Annotated in this window: 20 protein-coding genes; 4 read left to right on the top strand and 16 right to left on the bottom strand. The window is 61.7% G+C overall.

Features of this window, described 5'->3' with window-relative positions; translation table 11 throughout:
* Window positions 1-34 precede the first annotated feature (34 nt).
* Window positions 35-1003, bottom strand: coding sequence for an AraC family transcriptional regulator (locus FHX06_RS23160; protein ID WP_113209979.1), 969 nt, complete (start codon window positions 1001-1003; stop codon window positions 35-37).
* A gap of 117 nt (window positions 1004-1120) precedes the next feature.
* On the opposite strand from FHX06_RS23160, the gene FHX06_RS23155 reads away from it, so the two are divergent.
* The gene (locus FHX06_RS23155; RefSeq protein WP_113209980.1) at window positions 1121-2092 is read left to right on the top strand and encodes an oxidoreductase; all 972 of its coding nucleotides are present in this window, start codon (window positions 1121-1123) and stop codon (window positions 2090-2092) included.
* On the opposite strand, the gene FHX06_RS23150 is transcribed toward FHX06_RS23155, so the two are convergent.
* The 4 genes from FHX06_RS23150 to FHX06_RS23135 form a co-directional block, all read right to left on the bottom strand.
* Window positions 2093-3679 (bottom strand): ABC-F family ATP-binding cassette domain-containing protein, encoded by a 1587-nt coding sequence (locus tag FHX06_RS23150; RefSeq protein WP_183881010.1) that lies wholly within the window; start codon window positions 3677-3679, stop codon window positions 2093-2095.
* A gap of 125 nt (window positions 3680-3804) precedes the next feature.
* Complete coding sequence (locus FHX06_RS23145; protein WP_112970594.1) at window positions 3805-4143, bottom strand: DUF1491 family protein; 339 nt, start codon at window positions 4141-4143, stop codon at window positions 3805-3807.
* 37 nt (window positions 4144-4180) lie between these two features.
* Entirely contained in the window at window positions 4181-5629 is a 1449-nt protein-coding gene (locus FHX06_RS23140) for a methyl-accepting chemotaxis protein (protein ID WP_113209982.1), read from the bottom strand.
* A gap of 110 nt (window positions 5630-5739) precedes the next feature.
* Window positions 5740-6714: an oxidoreductase gene (locus FHX06_RS23135; protein WP_112547425.1), complete on the bottom strand. Its 975-nt coding sequence runs from the start codon at window positions 6712-6714 to the stop codon at window positions 5740-5742.
* A gap of 152 nt (window positions 6715-6866) precedes the next feature.
* On the opposite strand from FHX06_RS23135, the gene FHX06_RS23130 reads away from it, so the two are divergent.
* Window positions 6867-7934, top strand: coding sequence for an AraC family transcriptional regulator (locus FHX06_RS23130; protein WP_113209983.1), 1068 nt, complete (start codon window positions 6867-6869; stop codon window positions 7932-7934).
* A 17-nt stretch (window positions 7935-7951) separates the two neighbouring features.
* Here FHX06_RS23130 and FHX06_RS23125 read toward each other — a convergent pair whose 3' ends face one another.
* Together FHX06_RS23125 and FHX06_RS23120 are read right to left on the bottom strand one after the other, a co-directional pair.
* Entirely contained in the window at window positions 7952-8905 is a 954-nt protein-coding gene (locus FHX06_RS23125; protein WP_113209984.1) for a peptidoglycan-binding protein, read from the bottom strand.
* Entirely contained in the window at window positions 8877-10415 is a 1539-nt protein-coding gene (locus FHX06_RS23120) for a sensor histidine kinase (protein ID WP_183881008.1), read from the bottom strand. The genes FHX06_RS23125 and FHX06_RS23120 overlap by 29 nt, the downstream gene beginning before the upstream one ends.
* 451 nt (window positions 10416-10866) lie before the next feature.
* On the opposite strand from FHX06_RS23120, the gene FHX06_RS23115 reads away from it, so the two are divergent.
* Both FHX06_RS23115 and FHX06_RS23110 read left to right on the top strand, forming a co-directional pair.
* Window positions 10867-11391 (top strand): DUF5330 domain-containing protein, encoded by a 525-nt coding sequence (locus FHX06_RS23115; RefSeq protein WP_113208214.1) that lies wholly within the window; start codon window positions 10867-10869, stop codon window positions 11389-11391.
* A gap of 211 nt (window positions 11392-11602) precedes the next feature.
* Window positions 11603-12025: a SufE family protein gene (locus FHX06_RS23110; RefSeq protein ID WP_113209986.1), complete on the top strand. Its 423-nt coding sequence runs from the start codon at window positions 11603-11605 to the stop codon at window positions 12023-12025.
* A gap of 94 nt (window positions 12026-12119) precedes the next feature.
* Here FHX06_RS23110 and FHX06_RS23105 read toward each other — a convergent pair whose 3' ends face one another.
* The 9 genes from FHX06_RS23105 to FHX06_RS23065 all read right to left on the bottom strand — a co-directional run bounded on the left by FHX06_RS23105 (window position 12120) and on the right by FHX06_RS23065 (window position 19821).
* Complete coding sequence (locus FHX06_RS23105; RefSeq protein ID WP_112970588.1) at window positions 12120-12545, bottom strand: YciI family protein; 426 nt, start codon at window positions 12543-12545, stop codon at window positions 12120-12122.
* A gap of 261 nt (window positions 12546-12806) precedes the next feature.
* Complete coding sequence (locus FHX06_RS23100) at window positions 12807-13238, bottom strand: MucR family transcriptional regulator (RefSeq protein ID WP_007821525.1); 432 nt, start codon at window positions 13236-13238, stop codon at window positions 12807-12809.
* 438 nt (window positions 13239-13676) lie between these two features.
* Window positions 13677-14009, bottom strand: coding sequence for a monovalent cation/H(+) antiporter subunit G (gene mnhG / locus FHX06_RS23095; RefSeq protein WP_029868903.1), 333 nt, complete (start codon window positions 14007-14009; stop codon window positions 13677-13679).
* Entirely contained in the window at window positions 14009-14320 is a 312-nt protein-coding gene (locus tag FHX06_RS23090) for a cation:proton antiporter (RefSeq protein ID WP_029868902.1), read from the bottom strand. The genes mnhG and FHX06_RS23090 overlap by 1 nt, the downstream gene beginning before the upstream one ends.
* Window positions 14317-14796 carry a Na+/H+ antiporter subunit E gene (locus FHX06_RS23085; protein ID WP_113209988.1) on the bottom strand — a complete coding sequence of 160 codons (480 nt, stop codon included), beginning with the start codon at window positions 14794-14796 and terminating at the stop codon, window positions 14317-14319. Before FHX06_RS23085 ends, FHX06_RS23090 begins: the two co-directional genes overlap by 4 nt.
* Window positions 14793-16340, bottom strand: a complete 1548-nt coding sequence (locus FHX06_RS23080; protein WP_113209989.1) for a Na+/H+ antiporter subunit D — start codon at window positions 16338-16340, stop codon at window positions 14793-14795. Before FHX06_RS23080 ends, FHX06_RS23085 begins: the two co-directional genes overlap by 4 nt.
* 61 nt (window positions 16341-16401) lie before the next feature.
* Entirely contained in the window at window positions 16402-16779 is a 378-nt protein-coding gene (locus FHX06_RS23075) for a Na+/H+ antiporter subunit C (RefSeq protein WP_113209990.1), read from the bottom strand.
* A complete protein-coding gene (locus FHX06_RS23070) occupies window positions 16779-17198 on the bottom strand; it encodes a Na+/H+ antiporter subunit B (protein ID WP_113145913.1) in 420 nt (139 codons plus the stop codon). Before FHX06_RS23070 ends, FHX06_RS23075 begins: the two co-directional genes overlap by 1 nt.
* 265 nt (window positions 17199-17463) lie before the next feature.
* Complete coding sequence (locus FHX06_RS23065) at window positions 17464-19821, bottom strand: putative monovalent cation/H+ antiporter subunit A (RefSeq protein WP_113209991.1); 2358 nt, start codon at window positions 19819-19821, stop codon at window positions 17464-17466.
* Window positions 19822-19865: the final 44 nt, after the last annotated feature.

The following is a 19865-nucleotide window of genomic DNA, read 5'->3' as shown; positions in this document are numbered from 1 at the left end:
TCGGACGCACAAAGATCGCTCTAACTCTTTGATTCTACGCATCAGGCTTTCCGAAAATCGATCCCGATTTTCGGGCCGATGCTGCAGCCATCTGGTGGTCGCGCCTGTACTGCTGCGGCGCGACGCCGGTGATACGCTTGAACGCATTGCTGAAAGCGCTTTCCGACTGATAGCCCAGCGAATAGGAAATCGCCGAGATCGGCTCTGCGCCTGACCGCAGCGCCTTCGCGCCAAGCCGGATGCGCCAGCGCAGCAGATAATCGAGCGGTGAGATGCCGGCTAGCTCCCGGAACCGCAGCGCGAAATTGGAGCGCGACATGCCGGCCGCATCCGCCAGATCCTGCAGCCGCCAGTTTCGCGCGGGATCGCCGTGCAGCAATCGGATCGCCGCGCCAACACGCCGGTCGTTCAAGGCCTGCATCCAGCCCGGCGCTGCCGTCTCGGCCTGAGCGAGCCAGACACGGATGAGCTCCACAAAGAGAAGCTGGGCCAGATGATCCGCCGCAACCGACCCACCGGCGCGCTTCTCATCCCATTCCTCTCCCAGGCGCGACAGCAGCCAGCGGATGGCGGCTGCCTCCCGCGACTTGCCACTGACGAAGAGGATCGGAGGCAGCGCATCGAGCAACAGGCCGGCATCGGCATCATCGAAGGTCACGCGCCCGCCGACGGCAAACAGGCATTCTCCCGGCAGGTCAGCATGGATGGAACCGACATGGTCGGGTCCGAATACCTCGGACGGCGAAAGCGGCGTCAGCGAGGGATCACTGCACAGGATATGGGTGCCGCAATTGACGAGGAGGAAGCAATCGCCGGCCTCCAGCCAGCGTGGTTCACTTCCTTCGGAGACCAGATAACAGCCGCCTTCGAGCACTGCATTGAATTTCACGCCATCGGAGGCAAAGCGGATGGACCAGTCACCCTTGGCTCTGAGACTGGCGGAAAGCAGGCTCCTGGCCGAGAGCAGCGACAGGACATCGGAGAGAGGGTCGACAGGAAACATTTAGGACGATCACGCAAGCAGATTGGATTTCAGCGCATGGATAATCCTACATCGGATGGCCTAGGTCTAGTCCAGTAGGAGCGGACAAGCCGCCCACAAGACAAATGCGAGGACTTCATGCCGACTTCCCAATATCCTCTTCCCTCCGGATTCAGCCGCTCGACGACATCAGAAGAAGCGCTCGGCAATGCCGATCTCACCGGCAAGCTTGCCATCGTTACCGGCGGCTATGCCGGCCTCGGCCTCGAGGCGGTGCGGGTGCTTTCGGGGGCCGGAGCTTCGATCATCGTGCCGGCGCGTGATACCGAGAAGGCCAAAGCGGCGCTCAAAGACCTGCCGCGTATCGAGATCCATTCATTCGATCTTTCCAACCCGGCCTCGATCAATGCCTTCGGCCGGGAATTTGCCGCGAGCCACCGGCCGCTTGATCTCTTCATCGGCAATGCCGGTATCATGGCAACGCCGCTTGCCCATGACGACAGGGGGTTCGAGCGGCAGTTTGCGACCAACCATCTCGGTCATTTCCAGCTTGCCGCATGGCTCTGGCCAGCGCTGAAGCGCTCCGGCAATGCCCGCGTCGTGGCACTGTCATCGGGCGCGCATCGCTTCTCCGCCATCGATTTCGACGATCCGAATTATCAGCGCCGACCCTATGATGCCTGGAAATCCTACGGCCAGTCGAAGACCGCCAACGCACTCTTCGCACTCGAGCTCGACCGGCGCGGGGCAGAACATGGCGTACGCGCCTTCTCGGTCCACCCCGGCTCGATCCGGACGGAGCTGACCCGCTATGTCTCGGACGCGGATATGGAAGCGATCGGCTTCCGCGATACCGACGGCAATATACCCTCGCATATCGCGGCCCTCTTCAAGACGATCGAACAGGGTGCGGCAACCACCGTCTGGTGTGCGACGAGCCGCCAGCTCGACGGCATGGGCGGCGTCTATTGCGAGGACTGCGATATTGCCGAGGCGCTGCCTGCCGATACGACGGAGCTGCGCGGCGTCATGCCCTGGGCAATGGACGAGGAGGCCGCCGCGAGACTCTGGATGCTGAGCGAAAAGCTGCTCGGTATCTCATTCGCGTAACTATCTCCCAGGCAATTCCAGCCGGCGCGTGATGCCGACCATATCCAGGAACACCTCGTCATGGCTGACAATCAGCAGCGCGCCGTCATAGGCTCTGAGGCCTGCTTCGACGGCCGCGATGGAATCGATGTCGAGGTGATTGGTCGGCTCGTCAAGGATCAGCAGCGACGGCGGTGTCGCACCGCCGAGAACGCAGGCAAGGCCGGCGCGCAGAAGCTGGCCACCTGACAGAGTAGAGACGATCTGCAGCGCAGCATCCGCCCGGAACATGAAACGGGCAAGGGCTGCGCGGCAGGCATTCTCATCCGATTGCGGGTTCAGCCGACGGAAATTGTCGCGGATCGAGGTTTCGGGGTCGAGCAGGCTGACGCGCTGGTCGAGCATCGAGAAAGAGGTCAAAACACGCACCACTCCCTCCCATGGCTGGAGATCGCCCGCGATCAACGCCAGCAGGGTTGTCTTGCCCGAGCCGTTCGGGCCGGTGACTGCGATGCGTTCGGGTCCGGTCATGTCGACGGAGAGTTTACGGATGATCGGCTCGTCGATTTCGTAGCCGGCGGTCACCGCGTCGATCTTCAATACCGATCTGCCCGGCGGCAGGCCGGTCGAGGGCAGTTTTACGGAGAGCGGCTGCAGGACCTCGATGCGTTTGCGGGCCTCCTCGGCATCCTCAAGCGCCTGGCTATGGCGGCGTTCGGCAAGGCGGGCATTCTCGCCGCTGGTATTTTCCGCCTGCCGCTTGAGACCACCGGCAACGATGCGCGGCATGTCGCCCTTGGCCGCTTTCTTCTTGCCGGCACTGTCCCTGCGGGCCTTGCGCTCGGCCGTTTCCTGGGCACTGCGGGCGACCTCCGCCACGCGCCTTTTGGCGTCCGCCAGATCGTGCTCGGCGGCGGCCAATTCCAGCGCCTTGCGGGCGCGGTAATCGCTCCAGTTTCCGCCATAGCGGGTGGCGCCCAAAGTCGTCAGCTCGACGATGGCGTCCATCGTCTCCAGCAGTTCGCGGTCATGGCTGACGACCAGGGCGCCGTGGCGCCAGCCTCCAAGAAGCGAGATCACCGCTTCGCGCCCCTCCCGGTCCAGATTGTTGGTCGGCTCGTCGAGGATGAGGAAATCCGGCTCTTCGAAGATCAGGGCGGCGAATGCCGCGCGGGTGCGCTGGCCGCCGGAGAGTGTTGCGAGCAAAGTCTGCGGCCCAGCGGCAAGACCGGCACGTTCCAGTGCGGTTTCGATGCGGGCTTCGAGCGTCCAGTCGGCAACAGCAAGCTCATCGGCAGTGGCTTCGCCGCTTTCGGCACGGCTGAGAATGGCAAGCGCCTGCGTTGCGCCGAAAAGATCGGCGACCGTTTCATCCGGCCCAACCTGCACACTCTGGCGCAGGATGCCGATAGTGCCGGATACGGCAACGGAGCCGGTCTGCGGCTGCAGTTCGCCGGCGACGAGCTTCAGGAGCGTTGTCTTGCCGACGCCATTGCGACCGACAAGGCCGGCGCGCTCCGCGTTAAAGCTCAGATCGATATTGGAGAAAAGCGGCCGGCCGTCAGGCGTGGACCACGAAAGATTGGAAACTGTAATGGATGCAGGCATGGAAATCCCCGATGGCAAGGCGAATTGGCGTTGCGATCAGGTTCATATCCATTGAGCACACATCCTGTTGGTATTGCGGATGGCGGTAAACTAGGCGGGAATTGGCGTAAATTCAAGGCAAGCCGTCAGCTGGCCATCGGGATGAGTTCCGAGACCTCGTCTGCCTCCAGCTCGACGATCCAGAGATCCGGGTCGAACTTGCGCTCGCGCTCCAGCATTTCCTGCACCTTTTCGGGCTCGGCGCGTTCCAGCCTGATTTCGAACAGCCGGTCGCCGCTGCTCTCCTCGTCGAAGAAGCTTTGCGGGGCCGGCGCATAGAGGGTTTCAAGCCCATCGCGGAAGCGCTGGCGAATGAAGATCGCGCCAGCTTCTTCCGCGCCCTTCTTCTCCACGGCAGCAAAATCGCCGGCGGAGAAAACCCTGCGGACGAGAGCGGAAACGTAGATATCGGCGCGCAATCTCATGGGCGGGACATAGACCGGATGGCAGATGGCGGCAACGCTATACTTTTACCGCCAACCGCAAACCACCCCAATGCCTACCGCGGACTGTGATCGGGGCAGAAATATCTTTCATCATGACGAAGTTGCCGCCGCCCATGTCCCGCCTGTAGGTCTGGACGAGGAAGGGCGCAGTGCTTCTGCCGGCAGCAAGTCCGACGCGATCGTTGAAGATGCGGCGATTGCGGCAATTGGCAGTGTTCCAGACGACATCGCCCGGCCGCTGCGGCTCGGAGAATTTGCGATTGTGGGTCGGCAGGTAGCCGTTTTCATCAATGGCGGCACAGAAGGCGATGCGCTGGTCGGAACCCGCCACCGGCTCCTGGATCGGCGGCAGCAGCCGGTCGGCGAGCTCAGTGAAAGGGGCCATCATCTGTACCGGATCGGTGCCGGATATCGGCTGGTAGTGGCGGTTGAACAGGTTCTCCATGCCGATTGCACCTTCGGCAACGGCACGCTCCAGGGCATACGATATCTGGCCGGCGACGGATTGGGCCTGTTCGATCCAGTGGCGGTCGGCGGTTTCCACGCCGGCACTCGCGGTCAGCTGGATCAGTGTTTCTGACAGGCCGACGACACTGTCGACGCGCCTGGCGGCCTGCTGCAGGCGGCCGTTGGAATCCAGCACCTCGGCCGACATCTCTCCGAGCTTGGCGACGAAGCCGGCGCAATCGCGATCCACGGCCTCGGTCGTGTTGGCCATGACCGCGGATGAATCGAGGATGCGGGTAATCACATGTTCCATGCTTTCGAAGGCGCCGCGCATCGCTTCGGACTTTTCGCTGACGCCGGCAGCACTCTTGCGGGCGCCGCCGCCGACAGTCGAGAGACGATCGATCTTGAGCCGAAGCTGCTCCAGCGTTTCCTGGATGGAGCCAGTGGCCTTGGAGGTCTGCAGCGACAAGGCGCGAATCTCAGAGGCGACGACGGCAAAACCTTTGCCAGCCTCGCCTGCACGAGCGGCCTCGATTGCCGCATTGAGCGCCAGAAGATTGGTCTGGCGGGCGATGGTGCTAATTTCGGCGGCCACCTTGTCGACATCGGTCAGCGAGCGGGAGAAGCCGGAGATTTCCGTGCTGATCTCTTCCGAGGACTGGACCATGTGACGGATTTCCGAGACCGAGCCGGACAGGCGATCGGCCGATTCCTTCAGCATGTGGCGCGCCTGCGTCGCGGTACTGTCGGTCTCACGCAACGAAACGGCAACGGAGCGATTGGTCTCGGCGATGGAAAGGGCCGTGCGGGTGACCTCATCGAAGGCGGCGGCATGGCGGGCCGACATTGCCGCCATGTCCTGGATGGCGCCGGCTATATCGACGAGGTCGACGCCGAGCGTTGAGGCCTCTTCGGCAAGGCGCGAGAGGATATGGCGCAGCGCGTCGCGATCCGGTCCATCCGGCTCGTAAGCCGGGCTTACGGCATTCTCCCCCACCGCCTTCAACGCCTGCATGATCGAGCTCCCCCAAGCTACATTAGGGAAGCTTCAAACAACATGGTTAACAACTGGCTAAGAATAGCGGCGCTTATACTTAGGTCTTAGACCCCTGCCCGCTTATGCCTTCAGCTCTGCGTCAGACCGGTCAGTCTCTCGCTCAGCTGCCAGAGGCGCTCGGCAAGCTCGGGATCGGTCGCCCAGGGGCGCACGCCGAGCAGTTCCTCGGAGTCGGCAGGCACAGCCTTGGCGATATCGCAGTTCTCGCAATAGACGCCGCCCATGCCATCCAGCTCGTCGCTGACAGCGCACCAGACAGTGGTTGCCGCACCCTGGGCAATGGTCTTCTTGTTGTTTTCAGGGTCGATGACCGGGTTGCCGTCGGCATCCACATAACCGCTCGCCAGCAGATATTCGCGCGACTGGTGGCGAATGAGATCGGTCGTGACGATACCGCCCGGATGAAGAGAGAAGGCCCTCACGCCCTCTCTTGCGCCCAAAGCGTCCAGCGCAACGGCAAATAGCGCATTGGCTGTCTTCGACTGGCCATAGGCGACATAGGGCAGGTATTCGCGGTTCTCGAACATCGGATCGTCGAAATCGACGCCAGAGCGGACGTGGCCGCGCGAGGAGACGGCAACCACACGCGCGCCTTCCGCCTTCACCAGCGCCGGCCAGAGCCGCGCGGTGAGCTGGAAGTGGCCGAGATGGTTCGTGGAGAATTGCGATTCGTAACCGCGGCTGTCGCGCGTCAGCGGGTTGGCCATGACGGCGGCATTGTTGATGAGGAAATGCAGTGGCTTGTCGTCTTCGAGGAAACAATCGGCGAACTCGTCGATCGAATTGGGATCCATCAGGTCCATATAGGCGAATACCAGGCCGGGCACGTTTTCGCCCGCCGCCCTCGCCTTCTCGATATTGCGGGCGGGCACGATCACCTTGGCGCCGGCGGCCGCCATCACGCGGGCGGTTTCGAGGCCGAGACCGGCATAACCGCCGGTGACGATCGCCACCTTGCCGGTGAGGTCATGGCCGGTAATCACCTCTTGCGCCGTGGACGCTGCACCGAAACGTGAACCGATGGGAGCCTGGGGAGTGGACATGAAATGTCTCCTTTCAAGAGGATTCCGTCCCGTGGGTGACGGAAATGTTCTATCTCTTTGTTTTTATGCAGTTCGAGACGTAAAACCGCTGCACACGTCTGCCGGAATTGCTCTGGTCGGGAAATATCTATCTCCGGCAGGTGGGATTCTGAATGCTTGTAAATCCCGATTTCTTGCGCCATCGTACAGAGATGACAAGCGATCCCCTCTCCGAAATGCTCAGCCTGCTCGATGCCCGCTGCCTGATGGCGGGCGGTCTGATTGCCGGCGGCCCCTGGGCGCTTGCCTTTCCGCAGCCGAACCGCATCAAGATCAGCGCGGTGGCCAAAGGCCGCTGCTGGCTGGTGCTCGACAATGGCAGCGAGCCTATCCTGCTCGAAGCCGGTGACGTCGTCCTGCTCAACGGCAAGCATTCCTTCATGCTGACAACCGATCTTGCGATGGAGCCCGCCGATGCCGTCACAACCTTCAAGGAGAAGAAGGTCAATGGCATGGCGCGGCATGGCGTGGGCGAGGATTTCCTCTATATCGGCGGGCATATCGCGCTTGGGCCGACCGGCACGGCGCTGCTGCTCGACGTATTGCCTCCGGTCATCCATGTGCGGGCGACCCTTGCCGAGGCCGGCGTGCTGCGCTGGCTGTTGGACCAGCTGGTGCGGGAAATGGCGGCCGGCAAACCGGGCGCGCTGCTTGCCTCGGCCCAGCTTTCTCAGCTCATCTTCGTGCAGGTGCTGCGCGCCCATATCATGACGTCGGAGCCGCTGACGGTCGGCTGGCTGCGCGCCTTTGGCGACGAGAAGATCGCGCCGGCGCTGCGACTGATGCATTCAGACCCAGCGCATGACTGGCAGCTCGGAGAGCTCGCGAAATCCGCCGGCATGTCGCGCACCAGCTTCGCCCTGCGCTTCAAGACGGTCGCGGGCGTTGCCCCACTCACCTATCTCACCGCCTGGCGCATGCGCCTTGCCGAGCGGGCGCTGCGCGAGGGATCGATGCCGGTCTCCTCGCTGGCGCTTTCACTCGGCTATACCTCGGAGAGCGCCTTCAGCAATGCGTTCAAGCGCGTGACCGGCATTGCGCCGAAGCGCTACCGGACTTCGGCCGCCATCAATGTCGGGCCGATCGAAGAGGTGGTTGATGTCGAAGGTCGGGTGCGAACGGTGGACTACCGGCTCCTGCGGCTGGCGAGCCAGCCGTCAGCCCTGTCGCAGCAGGGCTGATTTCAGTCCGTTATTGCTCAGAGCGCACCGATTTCCTTGAGCTTCTTCAACACGGCTTCGCTGGGTTCGCCATTTTCCGGGAGATTGTAGTGTTTCTGGAAGTGCCGGATGGCAGCGCGGGTCTGTTCGCCGGCGACACCGTCGACGCCGACATTGGCGTAGGCCATGTTGACCAGGCCCTTCTGGATCTTCAACACCAGATCGACACTGGAAATGCCTGACAGCGGAACCTGTTTCGGCCCTGATGGCGCCGTCTTGACGGTCTTTTCGGCACTGCGGATTGCGGCTGCGACGGGATCTTCCTCCGTCGCCTTCGACGTCACGTCTTCCCGAGGTTTCTCCGGGGGGACGGTCGAGGGACCGACTGCATCGGTTCTGAGCGCCGCAAGCACGTCGGGCGTCGCATCGCCACTTTGTGCCATGCCAACCGTTTCCTCGAAGAAAAGGATGGCTGCGCTGGTGCGCGGGCCGATGACGCCGTCGGCATTGCCGTTATAGAGGCCGCGGCGGATCAGCTCCTTCTGGATGTCCATCACGAGCTGGTTCGGCTGCTGGCCGGCCGCGGCAGATGGCGGCGTGGTCTGGGTCGTTGCCGCGGCGTCGTCCGGTCGCTCGATGCGGAACGTGGTGACATCCCCCTGCGGCTCGACCTGCGGGCGGAAGCCTATGGCGGTCGGCGCGCCCGGATCGCGGGTGCGGAAAATCGGATGCGGATGCGCGCCTGGCTGATACCAGAGCGCATTGGCAGCGACGAAGGAGAAAATGACGACGAAGGCGATCGTGCCGCCGGCAATCGACGGATTGCGGCCGATGACGCCGCCGAGCGCACCGGCGCCCTGAAGACCGAGGCCACCCAGCGCAGTCGCACCCTGCAGGCCGATGCCGCCGAGTGCTGCCGCACCGGTCATCACAAGGCCCGGCTGCTGCCGTCCCTTCCTGCCCTTAGGCGATTTTCGCTTGCGCGCGGCCATCGAAAAGCCCCTCTTCCAGTTCTGCGGCACCCGCCGCGCCCTTCAGCCGCGGCGGAAACTCGACCGTTTCCACCTGGCCGGCATTTTCTGCCGCCGGGGCTCCGGAACCATCCGCCGCAATCTCGATGGTGATGATCGTGCCCTCGCCAGGCTGGCTGGCAATGGCGAAATTGCCGCCATGCAGGGCGACAAGGCCTTTGACCAGCGACAGGCCAAGACCCGTGCCCTCGAATCGACGGGTATAATCGTTCTGGATCTGGACGAAAGGTTGGCCGAGTGTGGCAAGCCTGTCGGCAGGAATGCCGATGCCGGTATCGCTGACAGTGAGCTTCAGAATGCCGTCGCGCATGGCCGCATCGACGGTGACCACGCCGCCCGCTTCGGTGAATTTCACGGCATTGCCGACAAGATTGATAAGGATCTGCTGCAGCGCGCGCTGATCGGCCACGACCTCTGCGATACCGCGCTGGACACGGTTCGTGAGCGTCACGCCCTTGCTCTTGGCCTGCAGCGCCAGCATCGATTCGCAGGACCGGATCGATGCGCCGATATCGAAAGGCTCGAGCATCAGCTCGTAACGGCCCGCCTCGATCTTGCTCATGTCCAGCATCGTATTGACGACGGAAAGCAGATGCGCACCGGATTCACGGATCAGGCCGACATATTCGCGCTGGCGCTCGTTCTCGAACTTGCCGAAATATTCGCCGATCAGGATATCCGAAAAGCCGAGGATGGCATTCAGCGGCGTGCGCAGTTCGTGGCTGACGGCGGCGAGGAAACGGGATTTGGCATCGTTGGCCGATTCCGCATCTGCCGCGCGCGTCTGCGCCTCGGCGCGAAGCCGTTGCTCCACCGAAACATCATGCAACTGGGCAATGACGGCCGAAAGCATGCCGTCGACATCACGCCGTGCGGTCATATCCATGCGCAGATAAGCGAATTGCCTGTTATCGCGCGAGACGGAGGGGCGCTCCAGCCTGATATCGACGGTCGCCTTTTCCTCGCCCTGGCGCAGCGCATCCAGCGCCTGCAGGAAAAGGATGCGATCGGAAACATGTACCTGCTCGAAGAAGCCACGGCCCTTCAGGTCGCGCATCCAGGCGAGATAGTCGCGCTTGTCGCGGCCGCCCGCCATCGTCACGCTGCCAAGCGGATCAAGGAAGAGGACGAGGCCCGGGCTCATCTCTAGGAAGAGATCGTCGGCACTGGCTGCGGCTACGTGCTGGGGGATAGCCTGGCGGGCGAGCGCAATGCTGCCGACGGCAGAAAAAAGAAAGGCGGCGCAGACCGTGGCGACGCCGGCCGGCAGTGCAACTGCGGGGCTGGTAACGATGGAGAGGCCAACCGGAGCGGCGACAAGAGCGGCAGAGGAGAGGAAGACCAGGCGGCGCAGAATGGTGAGCTCGCTCTGGCGCACAGCTTCGCCGCCGCTCGTGCGGGAAAGCCAGCTTGCAGCTGCCCGGTCCACGAGGGCTGTCGCCCAACCGCCAATGTCACTCAATACACGCACGCAATACCTGCCCGAAAAGGCCTTTCATTGACCCGGACAATAGGCCCCCGCGGCTTAAGGAAAGGATAAGGCAAAGTCGCCTTCCACAGCCCAAAAATGCTAAAAGTCCCGTTTTGGGCCATCTGTCTGGCTCTTTCAATTTCGTGGTTAATAGCAGGTAAGCGCTGGATTTTCCTCATATTTCAGCATCACGTTAACTCTTGTGGCAGAGCAGGGGGGCAAAAGTCCAGCAATTGCAGGCAGCGGCTGCCACCATGCTTAACGACATCCGTTAGAATTTGAGTGAAATGCCCCGAAAATACCGATCATTAAAATTTGAGATAAATTTGCCGCAAATGCCGATGAGTTTCGAAAAGCTGCATTCGCAACTCGGCTGTAAGGTGCAGACATACCGGACAACCGGCCCGATTCGGCGACAAGACCGGACGGGAAAAACAGGATGGGCAAGACAATGTGGTTTCTGATCAAAGGATCATTCTGGTTTGGCCTTGTGCTCGTCGCTCTCTCCGTTTTCTCTTCGGAGAGCTCCGACAATGCCGGCCACCCGCAATTGCAGCTTTCCGACGCCTTCACCGCGGCAAGCGGCGCTTACGTCTATATCACCGGGATGTGCTCCGAAAAGCCCGAGGTCTGCAGCAAGGGTGGGGAGACCCTGACGGCTCTCGGCTACCGGGCCCGCGAAGGCGCCCGTGTCGCCTATGAACTGCTCGACAGCCAGTTCAGGGACGACAACTCCAAAATGGCCTCCGCAAAGACGGCCGTGCCGCCGGCGCCTGTCGCGCTTGCCGCTCCTTCCCTGCCGGAGGCTATCACCAATACAATGCGCGAGGCTCAGGCCGCGCTGAACCAGCCGATGCCGCACCTGCCGCAGCCCTACCGCCCACCGGTGGACGACGGCGCTTCGGCTGAACGTGTGGTAACCGGAACCATTCCGGCCGGGTCGATCCCGCTGCCGACGCCGAAACCGGCGATCTGACGAATTTCGCGGGCACCCCGCCCGCACCCCAGCTTGCATCGGTGGTCCGCATGACGCGGAGATGCCCCATGCCTGACGTGCCTGCCCTGTTTATTTCAGCACTTTGCTGCGCCGTGAGGATGCCCATCCCTCACGGCGTTTCTTTTTAACGGTTCAAATCTGCGGTCGCTTCGCCTATATGAACTGATAATAGTGAAAGGCCTGAACAAGCATGGCGACCCTCGACCAGATCATCGACGACTTTTCCTTCCTGGACGATTGGGAAGACCGCTACCGCTACGTTATCGAACTCGGCAAGGCGCTGCCTGAACTGGCAGACGAGAAGAAGACTTCCGAGAACAAGGTGATGGGCTGCGCCAGCCAGGTATGGCTGGTAACGCATACAGCAGGCAATCCCGACAATCCGGTCATGACATTCGAAGGCGATTCCGACGCGCATATCGTGCGCGGCCTCGTCGCCATCGTGCTTGCCACCTATTCCGGAAAGACTGCTGCCGAGATCGCCTCGCTCGATGCTTTCGAGACCTTCTCAAAGATCGGTCTGACTGAAAATCTCTCCTCGCAGCGCTCGAACGGCTTGCGCTCGATGGTCAACCGCATCCGAGAGGAAGCGCGCGTGCGGGCGACCGCCTGACAGGTGCGATCCGCACGAGAAAACAAGCCTTGAGACCAGACGGTTCGGCGCACGGAGGAATACGCCGGGCGCCGAACCTGATCTTGCCGATTCGTTATTTGCCGTTTGTCATCCTCTCACCGAGACGTTCGGCCCGCTCGGCAAGCTCCGGCGTCAGGGCCTCGCCGAAATCGGCCGCTTCGAACACCTGACGGATTTCGATCTCGCTCGGACCGAGCATTGGATTGGGGCAGCGCTTTACCCACTCGACGGCTTCGTCCATATCCTTGACCTGCCACAGCCAGAAACCGGCGATCAGTTCCTTGGTCTCGGCGAAGGGGCCGTCGATGACCATGCGCTTCGGGCCATCGAACGCGATGCGCTTTCCCTTGGAAGAAGGATGCAGGCCTTCACCCGCCATCATGATGCCGGCATTGACCAGATCCTCGTTATACTTGCCCATAGCCCCCAGAAGCTCAGTCGTGGGCATGATGCCCGCTTCACTGTCTGCCGTCGCCTTGACGATGACCATTACGCGCATGTCTCTTCTCCTCTTGTTTGCGGCGGCATGAGTGCCCGCCCGTCCTCGATCTTTCATATCATTCCGTCGTTATCGCAAAACCGCTGCGCACTTTTGCGCGACATGCTTTAGAGACGGATGAGCAATCGCGGGACCGACATTTTTTGCCGCGCTTTTTTTGAAGATAGATGACGAGAGCCGAAATCACCGGAAGAGACGACCGGTAAATACAAAAAAAGCCGGGCAACAGGCCCGGCTCTTTATCATGCAGCGGTGCAATACTCAGCCGCGGCCGCGCTTGCGGCGCTGTCCCAGGCCCATTTCCTTCGCAAGGCGCGAACGCGCTTCGGCATAGGCCGGGGCTACCATCGGGTAATCGGCAGGCAGGTCCCACTTCTCGCGATATTCTTCCGGCGCGAGATTGTGATGCGTCATCAGGTGGCGCTTCAGGGACTTGAAGTTGCCGCCGCATTCGAGGCACGTAATCTGCTCGTCCTGCACGGACTTGCGGACAGAAACTGCAGGCTTCTGCTTTTCGACGACCGCTGCCACCGGCTGCGGTACGGATGTGTTGCTCAGTGCCGAATGTACGTCGGAAATCAGATTAGCCAGGTCGCTGACCGGGACAACGTGGTTGCTGACATAGGCCGCGACGATATCGGCCGTCAGTTCCACAAGCAGCTCCGGCGCATTGCCGGTCGCCATATCCGTCATATTCTTTCTCCTGTTAGCATGCTCAAACGGTCCTTCTCCCAAAAAGACAAAGAACCCTCGTCGTAGAGCCAAACACCAAAAGAGCAGCTTACAGCCTTTGTTTCGAAAAACCGGAATCCACCCCTAGATTCCGAAGACCGTACTCTGCACCAATACTGCCTGACGGTGAGCTACTACGTATTCTTCCAGGCCGTCACCCAGTTAGACATTGACAAACAAGGCTAGGAGACCTGGAAGCAGTACGATTCTAATTCACAATCAGAACTCTACTTGGATTTTCAAATAGCATCGTTTTCGCAAAAGGCCAATTATTAATTGTGATTTTCCTAGAAAAAAAATCCATCACAAAGAATTGGTCAGCGGTTCAGCAAGCTTTACTCGTGCTTCCAGTGCATAAGTTTGCGTAAAATTGCTTAAAATTCTGAGTAGCCCTCGCCCTCAGCGCATTCGCATATCGTCACGTACTGAGATATCGGCCGGAAAATGTCCTGATATATGCGAAGCTCTCGCAAGAAGGTGTGCAGAAACCGGTGCAGTCAGGATAAAAAAGAGGAAACCGGCCAACGCTCTTGCAAGCACAGCAAGTTCGCCCGAATAAAGCCCGGCAGCAAGCAACAACAAACCGGAACCGACCGTGCCGGCTTTTGAAGCGGCGTGCATGCGCGTGTAGAGATCCGGCAAGCGCGCGATACCGATCGCGGCCACCAGGGCGAAGAAGGCACCTGCCAGCAGCAGGACCGCAGTGACGATAGCAAGCGCATAGTCCATTATCATTCGCCTCTCCCCTGCGTCCCAGATGCCACGGCTCTCCGAGAGAGCACGAAACGGGCGAAGGCGACGGTCGCCAGAAAACCGACGAGGCCGAGCGCGATGGCGATATCGATGTAAAGCGAAAATCCGGTGCGCACCGCGACGACGGCAATGAAACCAATGGCGATGCCCGTCATCATGTCGAGCGCCAGGATGCGGTCGGGAAGAGTGGGGCCGGCAATGACGCGCCAGACGGTCACAAAAAGCGCAATACAGAGAATACCGAGGGCTGCGATGGCGGCGGCGGAAACGATGGCGGCAGGCGTTATCATCCAAAGGCCTCCATGATACGGCGCTCGAAACCGCCAGCAATATCGCGCCTGACCGCGGCAGGATCGGCGCAGTCCAGCGCATGCACATAGAGCGTGCGCCGGTCCTCGGAAACATCAACCGAAAGAGTACCCGGCGTCAGTGTGATGAGATTGGCAAGGAGCGTGATCTCAAAATCGGTTCTCACCGTCAGCGGGAATGCGAGGATACCGGGCGCCAGCTGCATACGCGGCGAAAGCACCGTCAATGCCACCCGCCAGGCCGAAAGTGCCAGTTCCCAAAGGAAAAGCCCCACCAGCAGGAAGATGTGCCAAGGGCGGATGCGGCGCGGCGGCGAACGGCCGGCGAAGGCCTCGCGCACGACTGCGAGCGACAGCAGCGACAGGGCGAGGCCGAGAACGAAATTAAGCGGCGAGGCGCTGCCGGTTACGGCGACCCAGGCGATGGCAAGCGGCAGGCTGAGGAACAGGACTGTCAACGTATGGTCCCTTCCGGAAAGACGGAGAAGATATAGGCGGAGGGATCAGCAAGCCCGTCGGCGGCGGAGCGCGCGAGTTGCAGCAACTGTTCCGGCAGGACACCGATGCCGATGACGAGGATCGTCAATGCCGCAAGCGGAAGACCGGCCGTCCAGCCGGTCCGCACCGGAGGGAGCGCCGGGGACGCGGGACGCCAATAGGCAAACAGGAAGACGCGGCCGCAGGCAATCGTCAACAGGAAGCCGCCGAGCAGGATCGTGCCCGCCAGCCACCACGCGCCGACATCGAGCGAGGCCTTGACCAGCAACACCTTGGGCCAGAAGCCGGAAAAGGGCGGCAGGCCGCAGGCGGCCAGCAGCAGCATCAGCGAAATCGCCGCGAACCAGCCATTCTGACGATAGAGGCCGCCGAGCGCGGCCAGCGAGAATGAGCCGCCTCGCCTGCCCGCTTCGCCGGCCAGAAGATAGAGCGCCGTCATCAGCACTACCGAATGCAGCGCATAGAAGACTGCGCCGCCGAGGCCTTCGGCGGTGCCGAGTGCTGCACCGATCAGCATATTGCCGATGCCCGAGATCACCACATAGCCGAGCAGACGACGCAGGTCGGTTTCGGCGAGTGCACCGAGTGCGCCGACGAGGACAGTCAGGGCTCCGACGACAGCTATCAGCAGGCTGAGTTCATCGCGCTCGGCCGGCAGCAGCATGACCAGGACGCGCAGCAGCGCATAGATGCCGACCTTGGTCAGGAGGCCGGCAAAGAGTGCGGAAACCGCGATGCGCGGCGTGTGGTAGGAGGCCGGCAGCCAGAAATTGACCGGAAAGGCCGCAGCCTTCATGGCGAAAGCGAGCAGGAAGAGGCAAGCGAGCGTCATCAGCGGCGCCGTGCCGCTCAAGCCTGCTGCCCGCTCGGCGATATCGGCCATATTGAGCGTGCCAAAACTCGCATAGAGGATGCCGACGGCGATGAGGAACAGCGTCGTGGCGATAAGGTTCAGAACCGCATATTTCAGCGCGCCATCGATCTGCGCCCGTTCGGAACCAAGGATCAGCAGGCCGAAGGAGGAGATGAGCAGCACCTCGAACCAGACGTAGAGGTTGAAAATATCGCCGGTCAGGAAGGCGCCGGTGACGCCTGCCATCAGCAGCATCAGCAGCGGGAAGAAACCGTATCGGCGGCCGCTTTCGGTGGTATCTGACAGGGCATAGATACCGGCTGCCAGGGCAGCGACCGCTGCGGCCAGCGCCATCAGCGCGCTGAAGACATCGACCGTAAAGGCGATACCGAAGGGCGGCAGCCAGCGGCCCATGACCATGGTGAGCGGGCCGTGTCCGACGACCTGCTGCAGGAGAGCAGCGTCAAGGAGCAGCAGGACAACGAGGCCGGCAATTGCGATCCATGCCTGCAGGCGCGGAAGGCTGCGCAGCATCAGGAGCAGCGCACCGAGGCTGATGCAGAGCACGACCGGCAGGATCGCCAGCCAGTGGGCGGACGGGACGGGAGCGGTGACCATGGCGGCCGAGAGGTCGGTGACGGGAGCGGCCATTAGTGGGTGCCTCCCGCGAGGGTCGGCGCATGGGCACTGAGCATCCGCATCTTGCTCACGATCAATACCCCAAAGGCGGCAGCGGCCGGTCTTCTGGTTCGGCATCGTGCATGCGGGTCGTATCGTCTGTGCCGAGCTCCTGATAGGCGCGGTAGGTCAGCACCAGCAAGAAAGCGAGGAAAGAAAAGGAGATGACGATGGCCGTCAGGATCAGCGCCTGCGGCAGCGGATTGGCCGCACCTGATGGCAACGAGTCGGCACCTGCCGGTATGATCGGCGGCACGACGCGAGTCAGCCTTCCTGCCGTGAAGATCAGCAGGTTCACGGCGTTACCGAGAATGGCGATGCCGAGCATGATGCGGATCGAGAAGCGCGACAGGATCAGATAGACAGCGGCCGAAAAGAACAGGCCGACGAGAATGGCAAAGAGCGCTTCCATCAGTCCAGCTCCCTTTCTTCCAGCGCCAGCGCGATCGAAGCGACGGCGCCGAGCACCACGAAATAGACGCCGAGATCGAAGAGCATGACACTGGAGAGCGGCACTTCCACACCTGCCAGGACGGGATAGACCCAAAGGCCGGTCATGAATGGCACGGCAAAGAAGATCGAGATCAGGCCGGCGAGGCAAGAGAGCAAGAGACCGAAGCCGGCAATCGCCAATGGATGGAAGCGGATCGCCCGGCGCACCGCGTCCACGCCGAAAGCAATGCCGTAAATCGCCAGAGCCGAAGCGGCGATCAAGCCGCCGATGAAGCCGCCACCCGGCTCGTTGTGGCCGCGCAGCAGGATAAAAACGGAAAAAAGCAGCATCAGCGCGGTGATGAAGGGGGCGACCGTACGGAAGATGAGGGTGTTCATCGCGTGCCTCCACGAAGAGCCTGAGAAGGCCGGGGACGTCTACCAACCTCCCTCATTCCTGTGCTTGTCAAAGGAATCCAGCCACGACGCGTCTGCGTCGTGAATGACTCATTTGCAGCAAACCAAAGAGTCTCTCCTGCCCAAGGACTTGGGCAGGCTGGATTCCGGTGACCAGCACAGGAATGAGGGGAAACGGTAACGTCTCGCGATACCTCGAACGCTGCATTCGCTGCGAGGACAGAATCAGATTCCAACGAGACCTGTCTCATGCCTCCTCCGCATCCGGATCGTTTGTCGCCAGCCGGCGCTCCGTGTTGCCGCGGATGCGGATCAGCGCAAGGATGGCGAGGCCTGTCACCGCCACGACGGCAATTTCGCCGAGCGTGTCAGTGCCGCGGAAATCGACGATGATGACGTTCACGACATTGGCGCCGTGGGCGATCAGCTTCGAATGGGCATTGAAGAAATCGCTGAGCGCCGTGTTGAACGGCGTCTGCGTGGCGCGCATCAAAAGCAGCGCGAAGCCGAGACCGCAGGCGAGTGAAAGCACGATATCGAAGAAGCGGCGGACGCCGTGGCGCGGATCGGTCGGCGACAGGCGCAGACGGGTCATGACGAGGGCAAGAATGACGACCGCGAGCGTTTCGACCATGAACTGGGTGAAGGCGAGATCCGGGGCGCCGAAGAGCAGGAAGATCAGCGCGACGGCAAAACCCTGAATGCCGAGCGATACGATCGCCGTCAGCCTGTCGCGGGCGATCAGCACGGCGACAAGGCCGAGTACGGCGATGACCATGATGCCCGCTTCGCGCAGGCGCAGGTCTGCAGGCCAGGCAAAGCCTGGCGGCAGCCCGTCATTGATGACGAGCGGTACAAGCAGGATTGCGGCAACGCAGAGGAATGTGCAGGCGACGTAGATATCCAGCCGCCTTGGCTGGACGATGCCGATGAAACCGTGGGCGAAACGGACAAGTCCGGCGATGAAATGATCGAAACCGCGATCCGGGCCACGTGCGGAGTGCAGCACGTAGGCGACGAAAGCCCTGCTACGGTCGAGCTGCCAGTAAACAGCGATGCCGAGTACGATCGTCAGCAACGACAAGGCAAGCGGCAGGCCGATATGCGGGGTCAGCGAAATGGAAACCTCTTTGGGAGCGCCAGCAATAGCGGAGGCCATGGGCGAGGAGATCGCACTGTGGGTGACGCCGGAAAAGACTGCAGCAAGCGGACCTGCCAGAGCAAGGACGGCAGGGCCGAGCCAAAGCAGGACCGGCGCCTCATGCGGATGTTTGGGCGTCTCCACCAGCCTGCCGGCGAAAGGCCTCAGCCCCACCGCAAAGGCGATCGCAAACATCAGCGCATTGCCGAGGACGGCGATGGTGGTGGCAAGGACAGGATAGAGATCACTGCCGACGATAGCCGTATAAATTTCCTCCTTGGCGAGGAAACCGAAGAAAGGCGGCAAACCGGCCATGGAAAGTGCGGCGACGATAGCGATCGCAAAGGTCAGCGGCATGGCCCCTCGCAGGCCCCGCAGCCGCGTGATATTCCGCGTGCCGGTTTCGTGGTCGATGATGCCGGCGACCATGAAAAGCGCGCCCTTGAAGAACGAATGCGCCACCAGATAGAGCACTGCGCCTTCAATGGCATAATCCGATCCGAAGCCGGTCAGCAGCACCAGCAGGCCAAGGGAGGAGACCGTCGTATAGGCGAGCTTCAGCTTCAGATCCGTCTGTCGGATCGCAAGCACCGAGCCGGTGACGAGCGTCAGGCCGCCGAAGACCGGCAGCAGAACCTCCCATGCGGGTGTTGCGCCCATAACCGGGTTCAGCCGCATCAGCAGATAGACGCCGGCCTTCACCATGGTGGCGGAATGCAGATAGGCTGAAACGGGTGTCGGCGCCTCCATGGCGTTCGGCAGCCAGAAGTGGAATGGAAACTGTGCCGATTTGGTGAAAGCGCCGCCGAGCACCAGCAACAGGGTGGCAAAATAGAGCGGGCTGCCTCTGACGACATCGCCGAACTGCATCAGTTCCGACAGCTGCGCAACGCCTGTCTGCCCCCAGAGCAGGAGCAAGCCGGCAAGCAGCAGCAGCCCTCCCCCGCCTGTGACGACGAGTGCCTGCAAAGCGGCGCGCCGTGCCGCCTGCCGTTCATGGTCGAAGCCGATCAGCAGAAAGGAGGTGATCGAGGTGAGCTCCCAAAAGATGAAGAACATCAGAAAGCTGTCCGACACCACGACGCCGAGCATTGCGCCCATGAAGAGGAAGATGAAGGAGAAGAACCGGCCCTGATCCGGATGGCCCTTCAGATACCCGCCGGCATAAAGCACGATCAGCGTGCCGATGCCGGTGATGAGCAGGGCGAAGGTGAGCGACAATCCGTCGAGGAACCAGGAAAAACGCAGGCCCAGGCCCGGCACCCAGTCATAGCCGCCGGTTATGATTTCGCCATCAGCGATCTGCGGCACGAGACGCAGGAAATGCAGGAAGGCGAGCAAAGGGGCCACGGCGAGCAGCCAGGCGCCGCCTGCGCCGAAGGCACGAATGATAAAGGGAGCCGCAAGAGCGCCGATCAACGGCAGACACAGGGCCAGAAATGTCAGAGCCGTGACATCGGCCATGTCCCCTCCCCGTGAGCACGGATGAAAGTCGGCAATCAGCCTTT

Origin of the sequence: Rhizobium sp. BK512 (assembly GCF_014194915.1) — a bacterium.
Taxonomy (GTDB): Bacteria; Pseudomonadota; Alphaproteobacteria; order Rhizobiales; family Rhizobiaceae; genus Rhizobium.
Note: the sequence above shows the minus strand (reverse complement) of the source record. Positions and strands in the feature narration are given on the sequence as shown.

Coding starts and splice junctions, on each gene's coding strand:
- FHX06_RS23155 (WP_113209980.1), top strand. CDS start 1,121: ATGCCGACTTCCCAATATCCTCTTCCCTCCGGATTCAGCCGCTCGACG.
- FHX06_RS23130 (WP_113209983.1), top strand. CDS start 6,867: ATGCTTGTAAATCCCGATTTCTTGCGCCATCGTACAGAGATGACAAGC.
- FHX06_RS23080 (WP_113209989.1), bottom strand. CDS start 16,340: ATGGCCGCTCCCGTCACCGACCTCTCGGCCGCCATGGTCACCGCTCCC.
- FHX06_RS23140 (WP_113209982.1), bottom strand. CDS start 5,629: ATGCAGGCGTTGAAGGCGGTGGGGGAGAATGCCGTAAGCCCGGCTTAC.
- FHX06_RS23090 (WP_029868902.1), bottom strand. CDS start 14,320: ATGATAACGCCTGCCGCCATCGTTTCCGCCGCCGCCATCGCAGCCCTC.
- FHX06_RS23075 (WP_113209990.1), bottom strand. CDS start 16,779: ATGGAAGCGCTCTTTGCCATTCTCGTCGGCCTGTTCTTTTCGGCCGCT.
- FHX06_RS23145 (WP_112970594.1), bottom strand. CDS start 4,143: ATGAGATTGCGCGCCGATATCTACGTTTCCGCTCTCGTCCGCAGGGTT.
- FHX06_RS23135 (WP_112547425.1), bottom strand. CDS start 6,714: ATGTCCACTCCCCAGGCTCCCATCGGTTCACGTTTCGGTGCAGCGTCC.
- FHX06_RS23105 (WP_112970588.1), bottom strand. CDS start 12,545: ATGCGCGTAATGGTCATCGTCAAGGCGACGGCAGACAGTGAAGCGGGC.
- FHX06_RS23100 (WP_007821525.1), bottom strand. CDS start 13,238: ATGACGGATATGGCGACCGGCAATGCGCCGGAGCTGCTTGTGGAACTG.
- FHX06_RS23150 (WP_183881010.1), bottom strand. CDS start 3,679: ATGCCTGCATCCATTACAGTTTCCAATCTTTCGTGGTCCACGCCTGAC.
- FHX06_RS23110 (WP_113209986.1), top strand. CDS start 11,603: ATGGCGACCCTCGACCAGATCATCGACGACTTTTCCTTCCTGGACGAT.
- FHX06_RS23160 (WP_113209979.1), bottom strand. CDS start 1,003: ATGTTTCCTGTCGACCCTCTCTCCGATGTCCTGTCGCTGCTCTCGGCC.
- FHX06_RS23115 (WP_113208214.1), top strand. CDS start 10,867: ATGTGGTTTCTGATCAAAGGATCATTCTGGTTTGGCCTTGTGCTCGTC.
- FHX06_RS23125 (WP_113209984.1), bottom strand. CDS start 8,905: ATGGCCGCGCGCAAGCGAAAATCGCCTAAGGGCAGGAAGGGACGGCAG.
- FHX06_RS23065 (WP_113209991.1), bottom strand. CDS start 19,821: ATGGCCGATGTCACGGCTCTGACATTTCTGGCCCTGTGTCTGCCGTTG.
- FHX06_RS23070 (WP_113145913.1), bottom strand. CDS start 17,198: ATGAACACCCTCATCTTCCGTACGGTCGCCCCCTTCATCACCGCGCTG.